General features: G+C 65.3%; 9 protein-coding genes. 6 read left to right on the forward strand and 3 right to left on the reverse strand.

Annotation, left to right across the window (positions count from 1 at the left end; translation table 11 throughout):
- The first annotated feature begins 154 nt into the window (after positions 1-154).
- The 6 genes from B7X49_RS07665 (at position 155) to B7X49_RS07690 (ending at position 8,411) form a co-directional block, all read left to right on the forward strand.
- On the forward strand, positions 155-1,774 hold the full coding sequence (locus tag B7X49_RS07665; RefSeq protein WP_286838869.1) for a long-chain fatty acid--CoA ligase: 1,620 nt from the start codon (positions 155-157) through the stop codon (positions 1,772-1,774).
- Between the two features lie 313 nt (positions 1,775-2,087).
- On the forward strand, positions 2,088-2,522 hold the full coding sequence (locus B7X49_RS07670; protein ID WP_035229414.1) for a MerR family DNA-binding transcriptional regulator: 435 nt from the start codon (positions 2,088-2,090) through the stop codon (positions 2,520-2,522).
- Positions 2,523-2,546: 24 nt separating this feature from the next.
- Positions 2,547-3,683: a thiolase family protein gene (locus tag B7X49_RS07675; protein ID WP_286703276.1), complete on the forward strand. Its 1,137-nt coding sequence runs from the start codon at positions 2,547-2,549 to the stop codon at positions 3,681-3,683.
- Positions 3,683-6,043, forward strand: coding sequence for a 3-hydroxyacyl-CoA dehydrogenase/enoyl-CoA hydratase family protein (locus tag B7X49_RS07680; protein WP_286703275.1), 2,361 nt, complete (start codon positions 3,683-3,685; stop codon positions 6,041-6,043). The genes B7X49_RS07675 and B7X49_RS07680 overlap by 1 nt, the downstream gene beginning before the upstream one ends.
- A 21-nt stretch (positions 6,044-6,064) precedes the next feature.
- Positions 6,065-7,849: an acyl-CoA dehydrogenase C-terminal domain-containing protein gene (locus B7X49_RS07685; protein WP_286703274.1), complete on the forward strand. Its 1,785-nt coding sequence runs from the start codon at positions 6,065-6,067 to the stop codon at positions 7,847-7,849.
- The gene (locus B7X49_RS07690; RefSeq protein WP_286703273.1) at positions 7,830-8,411 is read left to right on the forward strand and encodes a nucleoside 2-deoxyribosyltransferase; all 582 of its coding nucleotides are present in this window, start codon (positions 7,830-7,832) and stop codon (positions 8,409-8,411) included. The genes B7X49_RS07685 and B7X49_RS07690 overlap by 20 nt, the downstream gene beginning before the upstream one ends.
- Here the strand turns inward: B7X49_RS07690 and B7X49_RS07695 are convergent.
- The 3 genes from B7X49_RS07695 to B7X49_RS07705 all read right to left on the reverse strand — a co-directional run bounded on the left by B7X49_RS07695 (position 8,391) and on the right by B7X49_RS07705 (position 18,005).
- Positions 8,391-10,034: a serine/threonine-protein kinase gene (locus B7X49_RS07695; protein WP_286838874.1), complete on the reverse strand. Its 1,644-nt coding sequence runs from the start codon at positions 10,032-10,034 to the stop codon at positions 8,391-8,393. The two genes, B7X49_RS07690 and B7X49_RS07695, sit on opposite strands and share 21 nt — an antisense overlap.
- Position 10,035: 1 nt before the next feature.
- Positions 10,036-13,200 (reverse strand): CHAT domain-containing protein, encoded by a 3,165-nt coding sequence (locus B7X49_RS07700; RefSeq protein ID WP_286703271.1) that lies wholly within the window; start codon positions 13,198-13,200, stop codon positions 10,036-10,038.
- Between the two features lie 251 nt (positions 13,201-13,451).
- Positions 13,452-18,005 carry a hypothetical protein gene (locus tag B7X49_RS07705; RefSeq protein WP_286703270.1) on the reverse strand — a complete coding sequence of 1,518 codons (4,554 nt, stop codon included), beginning with the start codon at positions 18,003-18,005 and terminating at the stop codon, positions 13,452-13,454.
- Positions 18,006-18,213: the final 208 nt, after the last annotated feature.

The raw sequence follows: 18,213 nt of genomic DNA on the forward strand, positions 1-18,213 counted from the left end.
ACGGGGTCCTCTGGGCCCCGTTTTTTTGCGCGGGCGGCATTCTTGCCAAGGCGGGGTCGGCTTGGTAGTATTGACGTTAACGGCAAGGGATCGTCCAAAAGGGTAGTTCGATACGGCGTTGGACAAAATCCGGCCGACTCTGGAGGACACCGAAGTGGACGCTACAGCCAATCATGCCGATGTCGATTTTGTTGCCGTTCCCACCCCCCTGATTGATTTGCTCGATGACGCGGCGCGCCGGTTTGCCGGGCGCCCGGCGATCGATTTTCTCGGGCGTGGCCAGACCTGGGGAACGGTGGCGGATTTGGCCGATCGTGCGGCCGCGGGGTTGCAAGCGCTGGGGGTAGGCAAGGGCGTGTGCGTCGGCCTGTGCCTGCCAAACACGCCGTATTCGGTGATCCTGTATTTCGCAATCCTGAAGGTCGGCGGCACGGTCGTGAATTTCAATCCGCTGTATACGGAGCGGGAGCTGGCCGGGCAGATCAAGGACTCTGGCACGCGGATCATGGTGACGCTGGATATCGCGATGATCCAGGCAAAGATCGGCCGGCTGGTGGATCAGGGGTTGCTGGACCGGGTGATCGTCTGTTCGATGGTGGCGGCCCTTCCGCTGCTGAAAGCGTTGCTGTTCCGCGCGTTCAAGGCGAGGGATCTTGCCGCCGTGCCGGATGGCGAAGTGTATCTGCGGTTCGATAGGCTGATTGCCGGGGCAGCGAAACCCAAGCCTGTCGCGATCGATCCGGTGCAGGATATCGCGGTGCTGCAATATACCGGCGGCACCACCGGCACGCCGAAGGCCGCGATGCTGACGCATGCCAATATCACCGCCAATATCCAGCAGGTTCTGGCGGCGAACCCGACGATCGGGCGCGGCACCGAGCGGATCGGCGTGATGAATCTGGGTGTGGCGATCGGCGCCGAGTTGATCCTGATGCCCAGGCTCGACATGAAACTGCTGATGGCGACGATTGCGCGCAAGCGGCCTACCATGCTGCCGGGCGTGCCGACGCTGTATACCGCGATTTGCAACGCTGCCGGTGCGGGGATGGATTTATCGTTCATCCATTTCTGCATGTCCGGCGGCGCGCCGATGTCGCTCGAGGGGATGGAGCGGTTTCAGCTCCTGTCGCGCTGCCCCATTCTGGAAGGGTATGGGCTGTCCGAAACCTCGCCGATTGTGACGACCACGCCACCGGACCGTGTGAAGATCGGCTCGGTCGGCCGAGCGCTGCCGGGTACGATTGTGGAAATTCGTGACCCCGACCATCCTGAGGTCGTGCTGGCGCAGGGCGCGCGCGGCGAGATTTGCGTGCGCGGGCCGCAGGTGATGCGCGGCTATTATCACCGGCCGGCGGAGACCGCGGCGAGCTTTGTCGATGGTGCGTTGCGGACCGGCGATATCGGGTATCTGGATGAGGATGGGTATTTGTTCATCGTTGACCGGATCAAGGATTTGATCCTGTGTGGCGGGTTCAACGTGTATCCCCGCGTGATCGAGGAGGCGGCGTATCAGCACGCTGCGGTGCAGGATGCCGTGGCGATCGGCATTCCTGACGCGTATCGCGGCCAGGCGCCCAAGCTGTTCGTGACGCTGCGGCCCGGAGCGGTGGCGACCGAGGCCGAGATACTCGAATTTCTCCAGGCGCATTTGAACCGGATCGAGATTCCGAAGACGGTCGAGATTCGTGAGAGCCTGCCGAAGACGATGGTGGGTAAATTGTCGAAGAAGGAGTTGGTGGCTGAGGAGGTGGCTAAGGCGCAGGCCAAGGTTTAGGCGAAGCGAGACTGCTTTTTTGAAAAAAAGCAGCAAAAAACTTTTTTGAATTTAGGTACAGGCGGTTTCATCGGCACGGGCCCAGACGAATAAAAGTTTTTTGCTTCTTTTTTTCAAAAAAGAAGGCCTTGCCACCCTCGGCTGACGCCAGTGCCGGACGCTGGACAAACGGAAGGGTATATCCTATACGTAATAGCTATCCTCTTTGCGTAAACGCGCGGAATCGTCCATGTTCATCGATACGAAAACCGGAAACTTTGTTTCAAAATATCCAGGATTGGGCATGACTGTATTGACGACTGAGAGTCCGGCGATGGCCGCGTTACACGCGCGCCATGAGCGGGAGGTTGCGGATGCCGGCGGGACGCCACGAGCGCTGTATTCGGTAAGCCAATTGGCGCGCCAGCTTGGCGTGACCGCGCGTACCATTCGCTTTTACGAGGACAAGGGGCTGGTTAACCCGAGCCGGGCCGGCACCACGCGCGTCTACACACCGCGCGATCGGGCGCGGCTGATGTTGATTTTGCGCGGCAAGCGGCTGGGTTTTTCGTTGCGGGAGATTAAGGATTATCTCGACCTGTACGATATCGACCCGACGCAGCATACCCAGGTGCGCCAGTTGTTGGCTGCCGTGCGCAAGCGGATTGCGAAGCTGCAGGAGCAGCGTGCCGCGCTTGAACAGAGTCTTGCCGAGCTTGGTGATATTGAGCGCCAGTCGGAAATCGCGATCCAGAAACTGCAAAAATAAAAGTCTCAGGAGCCAGTCACTATCATGACCAACGCTGTCATTGCCGGTTATGCCCGTTCCCCGTTCGCACCGGCCCGAAAGGGGGGCCTGACCCGGGTGCGCCCCGATGAAATGGCGGCCGAGGTGGTGCGCGCTCTGGTGGCGCGCAGCAAGGTGAACCCGGAAGACATCGAGGATATTATTGTCGGTTGCGCGTTTCCCGAGGCCGAGCAGGGGCTGAACGTGGCGCGGTTGATTGCGCTGCTGGCAGATCTGCCGATTACGGTCGCGGGTGCCACGGTCAACCGGTTCTGCGGATCATCGATGTATTCGATCCATATGGCGGCGGGCGCGATTGCGATGGGGGCGGGCGAGGCGTTCATTGCGGTGGGCGTGGAGAGCATGACGCGGGTGCCGATGGGTGGATACAATCCGATGCCCTCGCCCGCGCTGTACGCGAAAAACCCTGCTGCCTACATGGGAATGGGCGACACCGCCGAAAACGTCGCCCGGCGCTGGCAGATTACCCGTGAAGCGCAGGAGGAGTTCGCGCTGTCGAGCCATATGAAGGCATCGGCCGCGCAGACGGCTGGGCGTCTGGCCGATGAGATCGTGCCGATCACGCTGAGCAAGGCGAACGCGACGCAGGACGAGTGCATTCGCCACGACGCCTCGCGCGAGGGGTTTGCCAGCTTGAAACCGGCGTTCGATGCCAACGGCACTGTGACCGCCGGCACATCCTCGCCGCTGACCGATGGCGCTTCTGCCGTGCTGGTGTGTTCGGAGGATTATGCGCGCACGCATGGTCTGACAGTGATGGCGCGGATCGCCGCGGTGGCAGTGGCCGGTTGCGCGCCGGATATCATGGGCATCGGGCCGGTCGCGGCGTCGCGCAAGGCGCTGGCGCGGGCAGGGATTACGGCGCGCGAGATCGACGTGGTTGAGTTGAATGAGGCCTTCGCATCCCAGGCGCTGGCCTGCATGCGCGAGTTGGAGCTTGAGGCCGCGCGCGTCAATCTTGATGGCGGGGCCATCGCTCTTGGCCACCCGCTCGGCGCGACCGGGGCGCGGATTACCGGCAAGGCGGCGCAGTTGTTGCAGCAACAGGGCGGGCGGTATGCGCTGGCGACGCAGTGCATCGGCGGTGGGCAGGGGATCGCTACGGTGCTGGAGGCGGTTTGATGTCCGAAATCAAATCGGTTGCAGTGATCGGCGCGGGCGTGATGGGGGCGGCGATTGCCGCACATGTTGCCAATGCCGGTGTGAAGGTGATGCTGCTCGATATCGTCATGCCGGGCAGCGCGGATCGCAACGCGATTGCCAAAGGGGCGATCGAGCGATTCAAAAAAATCGAGCCGGCGCCTTTGATGTCAGCGAAGGCGGCGCGGCTTATCACGCCGGGCAACACCGAGGATGATTTCGCGCGTCTGGCCGAGTGCGACTGGATCGTCGAGGCGGTGATCGAGCGGCTCGATGTCAAGCAGGCGCTGTATGCGCGGCTGGCCGCGGTGCGGAAGCCGGGTTCGGTCGTGTCATCCAACACATCGACGATTCCGCTTGCCAAATTGATGGCGGCGATGCCGGCAAGCCTGCGGCCGGATTTCGTGATCACGCATTTCTTTAATCCGCCGCGCTACATGCGGCTGCTCGAATTGGTGACCGGACCGGAGACGAATGCAAACACCGTCGAGTCGATCACGCAGTTTTGTGACGTGATGCTCGGCAAATCAGTGATCGCGTGCCGTGATACGCCGGGCTTCATCGCTAACCGGATTGGGACCTACTGGATCCAGACGGCGCTGGTGCTGGCGATGGAGATGGGCATCGAAATCGAGGATGCCGATGCGATCATGGGCAAGCCGATGGGGCTGCCATCGACCGGCGTGTTCGGGTTGATGGATCTGGTCGGGATCGATCTGGGGCCGCATGTCAATGCATCGCTCGCGCGGTTGTTGCCGCCAGGGGATGCGTTTCATGCGATGAATCGGGACATGCCAATGATCGGGATGATGATCGATCAAGGCTATACCGGCCGAAAAGGCAAGGGTGGGTTTTATCGGCGCAGCGGCCGGGGGGCAGAGGCGTTGCGCGAGACCTTGTCGCTCAAGGCGGCCGCCGGTGGCGTGCTGGAATGGCGCAAGACCGCGAAATCCGACATCGCCGAGGTGAAGGACGCCAAAAAGGATCTGAAGAAACTGGTGGGCGCCAAGAGCGTTGCCGGTCAATACGCCTGGGGCGTGCTCGGGCGGGTGCTCGCCTATGCGGCGGCACTGGTACCCGAGATTGCCGATGACATCAGCAACATCGATGAGGCGATGCGCCTGGGCTATACTTGGAAATACGGCCCGTTCGAGTTGATCGACAAGCTTGGCGCGGCGTGGGTCGCCGAGCGGTTGGGTCCGCTCGGCATTGCGGTGCCACCGATCCTGGCGAAGCTTGCAGACGGGACATTTTATAAAACTGTCGACGGTGCCTTGATGCAATTCGACAGCGCGGGCACTTATCGCCCGGTGCGACGTCCCGCGGGCGTTGTGTTACTCGAAGATATCAAGCGCGGCCAGAAGCCAGTGTTGACCAATAAATCGGCGTCGGTGTGGGACATCAGTGATGGTGTTCTGTGTTTTGAGTTCCACTCGATCATGAATTCGCTGGACGGCGATATTTTATCGTTGCTTGATAAAACCGTTGCACTGGTCGCCAAGAGTTACCAGGCGCTCGTAATCTATACCGAAAATCTCCGCGCGGGGCCGGGCCGGGAGAATTTCTCGGTCGGGGCCAATCTGGGACTTGCGGTGTTCGCCGCGAATTTGCGGATGTGGGGCAAGATTGAAGGCAGCATCAAGGACGGTCAGAAAACCTATCAGGCGTTGCGCTATGCGCCGTTCCCGGTGATCGGTGCGCCGGCGGGGCGCGCACTCGGCGGCGGGTGCGAGATTCTACTGCATTGCGCTGCGGTGCAGGCCCATGCCGAGAGCTACATAGGGTTGGTGGAATGCGGTGTCGGGCTGGTGCCGGGGTGGGGCGGTTGTGCCACGATGCTGGCACGTTGGCAGACTCCGAAGGACGCGCCGAAGGGGCCAATGCCGGCTGTGGCCAAAGTGTTCGAGATGGTTTCGACCGCGAAGGTCTCGACTTCGGCGGCGGATGCGAAGGATTTGAAATTCCTGAAACCCGATGACGGAATCACGATGAATCGGATGCGCGTGCTGGCCGATGCCAAGGCGTTGGCGCTGGCGAAGGTGGCGGGATATCGGCCGCCCGAGCCTGTCGTGCTGCAACTGCCCGGTGAGTCCGGCCGGGTCGGGCTTGGGATGGCGGTGGCAGAGTTCCGCAAGAAGGGCATGGCGACCGCGCACGATGTGACGGTTTCGACCCACCTGGCGCGGGTGCTGACCGGGGGTGATGCGGATATCATTGACCCGGTCACTGAGTCGGATGTGATGGCGCTGGAACGCGAGGCCTTCATGGCGCTGTTCCGCACCAAGGAATCCCAGGCGCGTATCAAACACACGCTGGAAACCGGCCGACCTTTGCGTAATTGATCCAACCGAACGGAGAGACCCATGCCGATCTATAAAGCCCCGCTGGAGGATATGCGTTTCGTGCTGCATCAGTTGTTCGACAGCAACGAAATAGCCGCACTGCCGGGCAATGCCGAGTTCACGCCGGAGTTGATCGACAGCGTGCTGGAGGAGGCTGCGAAATTCTCCGAAGGCGTGCTGTTCCCGCTCAATCAGTCGGGCGATCTTGAAGGCTGCACCTATGAAAATGGCGTTGTGCGCACGCCATCCGGCTTCAAGCATGCCTACAAGTCGTTCTGTGAGGGCGGTTGGACCGCGATGGCGGCGGACCCGGAATTCGGCGGCCAGGGCATGCCGGTGCCGGCGGCCATGATGGTCGAGGAAATGTTGTGTTCGGCAAATGTGGCGTTCGGGCTATATCCCGGCCTGTCGCATGGCGCCTATGTGGCGCTCAACCATGCTGGCAGCGACGAGCAGAAGCAGACCTATCTGCCCAATCTGGTGTCCGGCAAATGGTCCGGCACGATGTGCCTGACCGAGCCGCATTGTGGCACAGATTTAGGGATGCTGCGCACGAGGGCGGTGCCGAACGATGATGGTAGCTACAGCATCACCGGCAACAAGATTTTCATCAGCGCCGGTGAGCATGACCTGACCGAGAACATCATCCACCTCGTCCTCGCCCGCCTGCCGGACGCACCGGCCGGCGTGAAGGGGATTTCGATGTTCGTGGTGCCGAAATTTCTACTGCGCGAGGATGGTTCGGTCGGGCCGCGCAACGGGCTGCAATGCACCGCGATCGAGCACAAAATGGGCATCAAGGCGTCGGCGACGTGTGCCATGAGTTTCGATGGTGCGACGGGCTGGCTCGTAGGCGAGGCGCACAAGGGTTTGCGCGCGATGTTCACCATGATGAATACGGAACGACTTTCGGTGGGAATCCAGGGGCTCGGTGTTGCGGAAACCGCCTATCAGAATGCGGTCGCCTATGCGCGGGATCGGATTCAGGGGCGCTCGCTGACCGGCATCAAGGCCGAGGACAAGCAGGCCGATCCAATCATGGTCCACCCGGATGTGCGGCGCATGTTGCTGACCATGCGCGCCTACATCGAGGGCTGCCGTGCGCTCGCGGGCTGGGTGGCGCGCGAGTTGGAGATACTCGCGAAATCGGGCGATAACGATGCAAAGCAGGCCGCGGATGATTTCGCCTCGTTGATGACCCCGATCGTCAAAGCGATGTTCACCGATCTGGGCTTCGAAATTGCCTCGCTGGCGGTGCAGACCTACGGCGGGCACGGCTATATTCGTGACCATGGCATCGAGCAATACGTGCGCGACGCGCGGATTTCGATGCTGTATGAAGGCACCAACGGCATCCAGGCGCTCGATCTGGTCGGACGCAAGTTGCCGCAGGATGGCGGGCGCCTGCTCACCCGTTTCCTCGATCCGGTGCTGGAATTTATCGAGGCGCATGAGGGCAACGCGGCGCTGGCGCCGTTCCTGCCGCCGTTGCAGCAGGCGATCGAGCATGTGCAGATCGCGACCGGGTTCATCATGGAAAACGCCATGTCGAACCATGATGAAATCGGCGCGGCGTCGGTCGATTATCTGCGGCTGTTCGGGCTGGCGGCACTCGCGTTCGTCTGGGCGCGGATGGTCGCGATCGCGGCACCGAAGGCGGATAGCGAGGATGCACAGTTTTATCGCGCCAAGGTGCAGACGGCGAAATTCTTCATGGAGCGCCTGTTGCCGCAGACCGGCGCGCTGCTCGCCGCCATCCAATCTGGCTCGGCGACCATGATGGAGTTTGAAGACGCTGCCTTCTGATCGGGCGATCACGGCGTATCTGGCGGGACCCGATGTGTTCCTGCCGAATGCGACTGCGCAGGCGGCGCGGAAAATCGCGATCGCGGCGCGCTATGGCATTGTCGGGCTCGCACCGCTCGATGATGCGAGCACGGCGGCGATGAGCGAAGATCAGGCGTGGCGCGCGATTTTTCACAAGGATGTGGCGATGATGGAGGTGAGCGACATCATCATCGCGAACCTCACGCCGTTTCGCGGCGCCTCGGCTGACGCCGGCACGCTGGTTGAACTGGGCTGGTTTTTCGGGCACGGCAAGCCAGTGTTCGGGTATTCCAACAGCGCTGTGCCGTTCGCCGCGCGCAGCCGGGCGCAGGCCGGACGGATCGCCGATGATGTCGCGGGGCTGATGCATGAAAGCTTCGGGCTCGCGGATAATCTGATGGTGGTGGGCGCCGTGGAGTTTGGCGGGTCCTGCCCGGTGGTGCTGCCGCACGCGGGCGAGGAACTGGCGTTCGACTCGCTGGCGGCGTTCGAGCGTTGCGTGGCGCTGGCGGCGCGCCGGCTACGGGGGGACGGTATCTAACACGATCGCGGCGGTGCGGATCGTGGCACCCTGCGCCTGCAACTTTGCCAGCGTGGCCTTGAGCGCGGGCAGGAAGGTCTTCATATCACCCGATAACGATTTCGGCATGGTGTTGATCGGCGCGGAGCTTGCGATGGCGAGGATCATGTCGCGGCCGAAGGGCTTAGCAACCGCCCAGCTTGCGGCGGCGGATTTGCCGAGCACCAGATGATCGGAGGCCGGGAGCAGAGCCGCGGGCAGCGCGGGGCTGGGATAGAGGCGATAGATCGCACCGCTGCTCGAGATGTAATCGACCTCGGCGTAGCCAGCGAAGTCAGGCAGGGTGAGATCGACCACGATATGCTGGCCGGCGCCCAGGCGGGTGGCATGGTGCGCAAGGCGCAGGCGCAAGCGATCGGGGTCGGCCGCGAACGGCGGGGCGTCCGCGCGTACCGCATCGAGCACGCCGCAATAGGGGCCGGTGAAGGGTTCCAGCGCGAGGGTGACGGGCAGGGGGGGGATGGCGCTGGTTGCGGCGGTGTTGAGCGCCTGCTGTTCGCCGGTGCCGACGATGCCGGTTAGCGCCGCGCCACCGGGGCGCGCGACCGGGCGGGCGACTGCGGCTGTTTTCGGCGGCGCTGCCGCGTGCGGCGCGGGGTGGCGCGTTACCATGAAGGCGGCGATGCCTGCCGCAATCAACGCAGCACCGGCAATGCCCGCGATCAGCCCGGTGCGGCGCGGGCGAACTGCCGGTTCGTCCGCAACGCGTATCGTCGGGCGGGCGGGTGTCGCGATCATGGTGGCATCGGCATCATCGGCCGTGGCGGTGGCATCGCGCAGGGCCTGGGCGAAATCGCGGGCGCCGGCAAAGCGGTCCTCCGGCCGTTTCGCCATCGCGCGGCGCACCACCGCATCGAGCGCGGGGGCCACCGAAACCGACAGCGCGGAGGGCGGCGGCGGCTCGGTGTTCAGCACCTTGTGCATGATCGCGGTGACCGAGCCTTCGAACGGTTTTTCGCCGGTCAACAGTTGATACAGCAGCACGCCGGCGGAATAGATGTCGGTCCGCGAATCGATGGTCTGACCCATGAATTGTTCGGGCGACATATACGACGGCGTGCCGATCATGGTGCCCGCCTGGGTCAGACTCGAGCTTTCGATCCGTGCAACCCCGAAATCGGCCAGTTTCACCCGCCCATCGCGCGTGATCATGACATTGGCGGGTTTGATATCGCGATGGATCACGCCATTGTCATGGCTGTAGGCGATGCCGGCAAGCAGTGATTCCAGCATCGCCACGGCATCGGCCGGGGTGAAGCGATCGCCGCGATCGAGCAGGAACTTCAGCGTGTCGCCTTCGACGAATTCCATCACGATGTAGGCGAGTGCATCGGTTTCGCCGTAATCGTAGACGCCGACGATGTTGGGGTGGGTCAGCCGACCGGCGGCCTGGGCCTCGCGCTTGAAGCGCAGCAGATCCTCTGCTCCCTCGGTCTCATCGATGCGGTCGAGCCGAACCGTCTTGATCGCGACGCGCCGGGTGATGATCGGGTCGAACCCCTCGAACACCACGCCCATCGCGCCACGGCCCAAAGGGCGGACCACATCGTATTTACCGAGCGTGGCCGGATCGTCACCGGCCATCTCAGAAGGACCGTTTCGCTTGACCGACCGCCCGGTAATTGGCCAGGTTCGGCGCCGGCCGTCCGCCATCGCCGATCACCACGAACGGCGCCCAGTAGAACGGATCGGCGACGCTGGCCGGCACGCCGCCCGACCCGGCGCTGTCGATCAGGGCAAGCTGCGCGCTGCGCAGGCTGGATGCGGCACCGCCATCGTCAGCGGCGGCGACGTGTTCGAGCGTGGTCGCCACCAGATAGGAGCTGACCTGATCGTTTACCGCCCATTGCGTCACCATCAGCGCGCGGGCGCCGGCGAAAAAGAACGAGCGCGCGAGGCCGGACAGCGCCTCGCCACCGGCCCGGCCGTTGCTGCCGCCGGTGTTGCAGGCCGACAGGATGACCAGATTGGCGTTGAGATGCAGGTTGGTGATGTCCGAGGTCGTCAGCATCGCCCGCGCGGCGGATTTCGCATCAGGTGGTGCAGAGGTCACGATCGCGGGTTCCTGGGCGCAGGGCAGTTCCGAGGGCAGCAGCGCATGGGTGGCGAAGTGCAGAATCCGGTAATCGGACAAATCGGCGTGTTCGACGGCGGGCACCGTGAACTGCGCGCCGAGCAATTCATCGCTGGCCGGGGCGTGGAAAATCGCCTGGGCGGCGGCGAGTTCGAGTTTGGCATAGGGCAGCGGCGGCAGGCCGGCGAACAACTGCGCGCTTTGGCCGCACGCCCCGCCGGGGAAACTGGCCTCGGCCTGGGTTGGCGTGACTGGTTTGAAATCGCCGAAGCCGAACCAGGGGCGCGTGGCGCGGGAATTGCCCTGCACCGCGCGTAGCGAAACGAAATTCGCCGCCGCCGGCACATAGACCAGGGTCATTTTGCGGATCAGCCACGGTGTCATGCCCAGGTTGCCGCCCGAGGTGGTGGCCGGGCCAGCGGTCATGGCGGGGCCGGTCGGCAGCAGGGCGAAGGGCAGCGACAACAGCGGGCCGGACGGCGCCACCACCATCGCGACGGTATGCGTGAGGTCAGTCTTGAACGGGGCGATGGTCGCCTGATAGATCGCCGCGGCATCGTCCATCGCGAACGGCGGTAGACCGGATTGGGTCGGCTCGATGCTGTGGCGCACCGCCTCGACCAGTTTGGTCATCGGTGCCTCACCCACGCCGGTCCGGGCCACCGCGATCCGGCCGTTCTGCAGCATGAACAGCCACGCATGCTGCGGCGCGAGCATGATGTCGAGGAACGCCTCGTTCGGGCGCAACTGCTGCATCACCGCGGTGGCGGGCACCGATTCCTGCACCAGCTGGCCGAAATTCGGCGCTGCCGCCTGCACCGCTTCGTCCGCATCGGCCAATTGCCTGGTGGCGGCGGCGATTTTGGCGTCGAGCTCTGTGATCGCCAATGGGCTGCCGGGCTTGGCCGCCGGCGCCGTGCCGCCACGGCCGTGCACCAGATCATCGCGCGTGCGGTACAGCCGGGCGAGTGCAACCACCGCGTCCTGATGCGCTCTGATCGCGGCGGCGACCTTCGGGTTATGGGCATCCGCCGCCAGCCGCGCCGATGATTCCGCAATCTCTTGGCTGGTCGTGCTGCCCTGGGCGAGTTCGGCCATGGCGAACATTTCGCCATACAGCGCCTGCGCCGCGCCCGGCCGGGTCTGGGCCACACGATCGAGCGCTGACAGGCACGGCGCGATCAGCCGCGCCGAGGTGCCGAGCCGCAACCGGTTCAGCAACGTGACGCCGGCGCGGCACGCGGTGACCGCTTCATCGGCATTGCCCGCGCGCATCAGCACCGCGCCCTGAAGCAGCGCGGTATCAGCGACCGGGCGCGAGCCCGGCAGCGCCTGGGCGAACTGGCGCGCGGCGTTGGCCAATTGACCCACCGCGGCACTGGTATTGCCCGTGTCGCTGTCGATCGTGGCGGCCGTCCGGTCGAGCCGCGCCTGCAGGATCGGCGCGCCGATGCCATTCGCTGCCGCGATCATCGAAGACAGGCGCAGCTTCGCCGCCGCCGCGTGCGGATGACCGAGATCGGCCAACACCACGCCATAATAGCGCAGCGTCTCGATCACGCCGAGCAGCGCCTGCTGGCTGACCGGGCTGAGCAGCGTGGTCTGCGCGGTCAGGATCTGCGCCGTGCCGCCATTTGCCGCGACGCCGAAACTCGACTCATCGGCGGTCACCAGCGCGTGCGGCTGCAACACCGCCGCCGGCAACAGCGCGGCATAACCCTGTTCCGCGCGGGCCAGCAGCACCATCGCCCGGCGGTACTCGCCGCGGTTCAACGCATCGAGCCCGCGATAATGCAGCAGCCGCGGCAGCGCCGTGGCATCCGCCGCGTGCGGTGCCAGAACCCGCGCCTGGGCAAATTGCGCATCCGCCTGGCGATACCGCCCCTCATCCGACAAATTCAGCGCCAGATCGACCATCGGCGACACGGTGTTCGGGTTGTCCGGGCCGAGACTCTTCTGCTGCAACGCAAGCGCGGCGCGGTATGCGGTGACCGCCGCCGCATAATCCTCGGCCTGGTTGGCATTGTTGCCGACCTGCATCAACGCGTCGTACTGGCCGATATCGCCCGAACTGAACGCCGCCGCCGCGAGACGGTTCGCCAGCAGCCGGTCCGACGTCGCAACCGAAACGTCCCGCACCGTCGAGGGCGTGGCCACGCCGCTGACCAGCCCGATTGCGCGCTGCATCACCGGAAATGCCGGCTGCACACCATCGGCCAGCCAGGCGTGACCATCGATCAGTACCGCGAGCGCGACATGCGGCCAACCGCCGATGCGCTGCGTGCACAACAAAACCTCGCCCGGATAACGCCCCAACACGGTCGTCGGGCGCGGTGCCGCGCACACGTACCGCTCCTCCAGCCCGCCACGCCACGAACCGGACGTCGCCAGCGCAACCAGCCCCGCGGCATTCGTCGCCGGACCCGATACCACCCGCGCACTCGGATGCTGCCAACCGCCGCAATAGACCAGCGCGCCACCCTTCGCGCGGCTGGCCGTACACGCCTCACCACTGCTGTTGTGGCCCAGGGCATACTGCGGGCCGGTCAGCCCCGCCCCAATATTGCCCGCCGCCTGATACGCACTCGACGGCGGCCGCGCACAACCGGCAAGGCCCAGCGCCAGACCCAGCACGGCGATGACGCCGATTGGGCGTGGTGATGCGACTTGGGTCAAAAAGGCCAGGGGGCTTTGCCCCCTGGACCCCCAGCAAAGGCGGAGCCTTTGGAATCCATTCGTTTTAGGCGGGGGGAGGGCGGGCACGGGATTCGGCGTGGCAATCGCCTGGATGCCCTCCCCCCGCCTAAAACTAGCGGGTTCTAAGGGCTCCGCCCTTAGCGGGGTCCAGGGGCGGAGCCCCTGGCCTTGCTGATTCCCAGTCTCATCACCGGGTCTGGTCGGGGTGATGCCGGTGGCGCGTGGCATGGTCAGTAGTCCTTTGCGGCGACGCCGGGCAGGCGGACGTCGCGGTCAAGGCGGCGGCGTCGTGTCGGGGCCAGGTCGTAATCCTGGATCGGGCTGGCTTCGGGCAGGTTCAGGATCGGCAGAACGGTGCAATTGACCGAGCCGATGATGCAGGCGTTGAAGCGGTAGTTGGTGCCGGGCACCGGGACGACGACGCCGTTATGTGCGGCGGCCTGCCCGGACAGATTGCCGAGCGAGCCGTCGAAATTGGTCTGTCCGGCCGCGCTGCCGGCGACGACAAGGAAGTGGAGCGCCATCTGGCCGCTGGCCATGCCGCCGCCGAGGTTGATGACCAGGGTGGTGTTGGGCGCGAGCAGGTCGGCGAAGGTGGCGCTGCCGGTCGAGGGCAGCAGCATGAACACCCCGTTGGGCTGGTTGGCGAGGCCGGCGGCCTGGGCGACCGGGCCGGTATCGATGGTGAAGGCCCCGGTTTGCAGCAATTGCTGGGCTCCGCCGTTGGTGACGCTGAGCACCGAATCGATGCCGGCGCGGGGCTGCACGTCGGGCGCGATCGGCATGGCGAGGCCCTGGCCCTGGATGAACAGGCCGCCGCCCGCGGTACCATCGAGCACGAGTTGGCCGGCGGCGGCGATGGTGACGGCGCGGGCGGTGACCGGGCCGATCAGGGTGAGCGCCCTGGCATCGTTCAGGGAGAGATAATGGCCGGCATCGTTGAAGCTGCCGAGCGTGCCGATCTGATTGGTGCCGATCAGGCTGGCGTCGCCGGTGAGGCTGCCGGTGGTCTGGATCAGGTTGGCGGCGATTGCGCCGGTTTCACTGACGCCGCCGCCGGCGATGGTGATGGTGCCCGGCGTGGTGATGGTGCCTGGAACCGCGAGGCCCGGTGTGGTCAGGGCGATATCGGCCGCGGTGAGCGGGCCGGTGACGATGAGCGGCGTGGTATCGTTCAGCATGAAGGCGCCATCGGCGACGGTGAAGGCACCGAGTGTGGCGATGACGTTGGTGCCGGTGAGGCTGGCCGGCCCGGCGCTGCTGCCGGTGAGCAGGGCAGGGTCGATCGTGCCGGTTTCGGTGATGCCGCCGGTGCTGGCGAGCGAAACGGTGCCCGGCACGGCGATATCGCCGGGGATCGAAAGGCCGGCGCTGCCGAGGGTCGCGCTGGCGGCGCTGAGCGTGCCGGCGATGGTGAGGGGCGCGGTATCGAGCAGAATGATGTCGTTGCGGGCGGCGAAATCGCCGAGGGCGACGATGGTGTTGGTGCCGGTCAGCGCGACGCTGCCGCCGATTATCCCCTCGGATGTCAGGGTTTGAGCGGTGATCGCGCCGGTTTCCGTCACGCTGCCGGGGCTGCCGAGGGCGAGCGTGTTCTGAAGGGCGATGCTGCCCTGGATGGCGATGGCGGCGGCGGTGATGGTTGCGTTGGGGGCGGTGAACGATCCCGCGAGGGTGAGGGGGGCGGCATCGTTGATGGTGGCGTCGCCGGTTGCGGTGAAGCTGGCGATGGTGCCGATCTGGTTGGCGCCGGTGAGTGCCAGAGTGCCGGCGGCGCGCCCGCGCAGGGTTGCGGTATCGATCGGGCCGGTCGCGGTGATGGCGCCGGCGCTCAGCAGGGCGAGCGTATCGGTGGTGATGGTGCCCGGCACGGTGAGGCCGGCGGCGGCGATCGTGGCATCGGGTGCGGTGAACGGGCCGGCGATGGTCAGCGGCGCGGTGTCATCAAGCGTGACGGTGTTGCCGGCGCTGAAGCTGCCGAGTGTGGCGATGGTATTGGTGTCGGTGAGCGCGACGGGGCCACCGATGGTGCCGAGGCTCGCCAGGGTTGCCGCGTTGATGCTGCCGGGTTCGGTGATCGCGCCGGTATCGCCCAGCGCCAGAGTGCCGGCGGCAACCGGGCCGGCGATGGTGAGCGGGGTTGCGTCCTGCAGAAGCAGGGCGTTGGCGATGCTGAGGGCGCCGAGCGTGGCGATGGTGTTGGTGCCGGTGAGTTCCAGCGCGCCGGCGCTGCCAGTGAGGCTGCCGGTGGCCAGGCTGCCGGTTTCAGTGATGCTGCCCGGTGTGGTGAGCGTGGTATTGGCGGCGGCGACCGCGCCGGCGATGATCAGGTTGGTTTGATCCGCGAGGCTCAGCGTGCCGGCGGCGGCGAAATCGCCAAGCGTTGCGATGGTGTTCAGCCCGGCCAGGCGGGCTGCACCGCCGATCGTGCCGATGCTTGTCAATGTGCCCGTGGTGATGCCGCCGGTTGCGGTAATCGATGCGGCATCGCCGAGCGCGAGACCGGCGGGAGCGGTGAGCGAGCCTGCAATCAGCAGAGCGACCGTGTCGTTGAACGCCATGCTGCCGGTACCGGTGAACGGACCGAGGTTGGCGATGGCGTTGGCGCCGGTGAGCGAGACCACCGGGCCGGCGCTGCCGGTCAGCGTGGCGGCGGTGATCGGGCCGGCGCCGGTGATGCTGCCGGTGCTGGCGAGCGAGAGCAGGCTGGTCTGGATACCGCCGTTGATGCCGATGCCAGGGGCGGTGATCGTCGCGTTCGGTGCGGTGAACATACCGTCAAGCGCGACCGCGATAGTGTTAACAAGAGTGGCATCCCCGGTCGCGATGATACTGTCGAGCGTTGCGATACTGTTGGTGCCCGTCAACGCGAGCGATCCGCTGACGTCGACCGAGAATGATCCGGCGGTGATGCTGCCAGGTTCGGTGAGCGCGCCGGTGTTCAGCGTGGCACTGGCGGCCGACAGCGGGCCGGCGATGCTGAGGGGGCCGTTATCATCGAGCGTGACAGTGGCGGCATCGGCGAAGCTGCCGAGCGTGGCGATACTGTTGGTGCCGGTGAGGGCGGCATTGCCGCCGATTGTGTTGTAACTCGCGAGCGTGGCCGCGGTGATGCTGCCGGTTTCGGCGATCGCAGCATTATCACCCAGGGCAAGCATCGTGGCGCTGACCGGACCGGCGATGGTGAGCGCGGTGGTGTCGTTGATCAGCGCATTGCCGGTGATCGCGAGCGTGCCGAGCGTGACGATCTGGTTCGCGCCGGTCAGGCGCAGGCCTGCGGCGGTCGCGTTGAACAAATTGGTCGCAACCACACCGCTTTCAGTGATGCTGCCTGGGGTGATGACCGTGACGCTGGCGGCGCCAACCGGGTCCGCGATAGCGAAGCCGGATGTGTCGGAGAAACTCAGGGCGCCGCTGGCGGTGAGACTGCCGAGTGCCGCGATGGTGTTGGTTCCGGTGAATTGGGCGCTGTTCAGGCCGGCGCCGAAGCTCGCGAGCGTGCTGGTGGTGATGCTGCCGGTTTCGGTGATCGGGCTGGTATCGGCGAAGCTGATGGATTGCGGCGCGCTGAGCGAGCCCGCGATCAACAGATCGACGGTGTCGTTGAACGCCATGCTGCCGGTGCCGGTGAACGAGCCGAGGTTGGCGATGGTATTGGCGCCGGTGAGCGAGACCACCGGGCCGGCGCTGCCGGTCAGCGTGGCGGCGGTGATCGGGCCGGCGCCGGTGATGCTGCCGGTGCTGGCGAGTGAGAGCAGGCTGGTCTGGATACCGCCGTTGATGCCGATTCCCGGGGCGGTGATCGTCGCGTTCGGCGCGGTGAACGTGCCATCGAGCGTGACCGCGCTATGGTCAGTGATGGTGGCATCGCCGGTTGCGATAATGCTGCCGAGTGTGGCGATGCTGTTGGTGCCGTTCAGCGCGAGTGATCCGCTGATATCGGCCGAGAGCGATCCGGCGGTGATGCTGCCGGATTCGGTGAGCGCGCCGGTGTTGAGCGTGGCGCTGGCGGCGGAGAGCAGGCCGGCGATGCTGAGGGGGCCGCTATCATCGAGCGTGACGGCGGCGGCATCGGCGAAGCTGCCGAGTACGGCAATACTATTGAGTCCCGTTAGAGCGACATTGCCGCCGATCGTGTTGTAACTCGCGAGCGTCTTCGCCGTAATGCTACCCGTTTCGGTGATCCCACCATTCTCACCCAGGGAAAGCATAGTGGCGCTGACCGGGCCGGCGATGGTGAGCGCGGTGGCGTCGTTGAACAGCGCATCGCCGGTGATCGCGAGCGAGCCGAGCGTGACGATCTGGTTCGGACCGGTCAGGCTCAGGTCAGCGGCGGTGCCGGTCAGCGTCTGCGCGGTCAGCGTGCCGGAGCCGGCGATAGTATTGGTCGCGGTCAGGGCGAGCGACCCGGTGGTAATCGCGCCGGGAATCGCCAGATCGCTGGCGATCAAGGCGGCATTGGCGGCGCTGAGCGGGCCGGCGACCACCAGTGTGCCGCTGTCGGTCAGGTCGAAATTGCCGTTCGGATCGGTAAAGCCCCCGAGCGTGCCGATGCTGTTCGATGCCGTCAGCAGGACCGTGCCATTGGCCGCGCCGATCAGTTGAGTGGCGCTGACCGGTGCTGCCTGGCTGATCGAGCCGGTGCTTTCGAGGTCGAGCGTATCGGCGGCGAGCGAGGCGTTTACCGCGACGCCGTTGCCGTGCAGCACGATGTCGGGGATCGTCAGGCTCAACGCGGCGGCGACATCGAGCGGCCCGGACAGGCTGTTGCCGATTTCGAGCACGGCGGCGCCAGGCGTGATGGCGGCGAGCAGGGATCCGCCGATATCGAGCGTACCGGCGCCGGTGCCGCCGAGCGCGATCGGCGTGCCGGCGACCAGCGGATCAAAGGTGATGGCTCTTGTGGCGTTAGCTGTTGATATTGGCTACGAGGGTCTGGTTTGATGTGAGGAGACGATCCATGGACGTGGCAGATTTCGAATCCTGGCTCGG

The organism is Acidiphilium sp. 34-64-41 (assembly GCF_002282635.1).
GTDB lineage: Bacteria > Pseudomonadota > Alphaproteobacteria > Acetobacterales > Acetobacteraceae > Acidiphilium > Acidiphilium rubrum.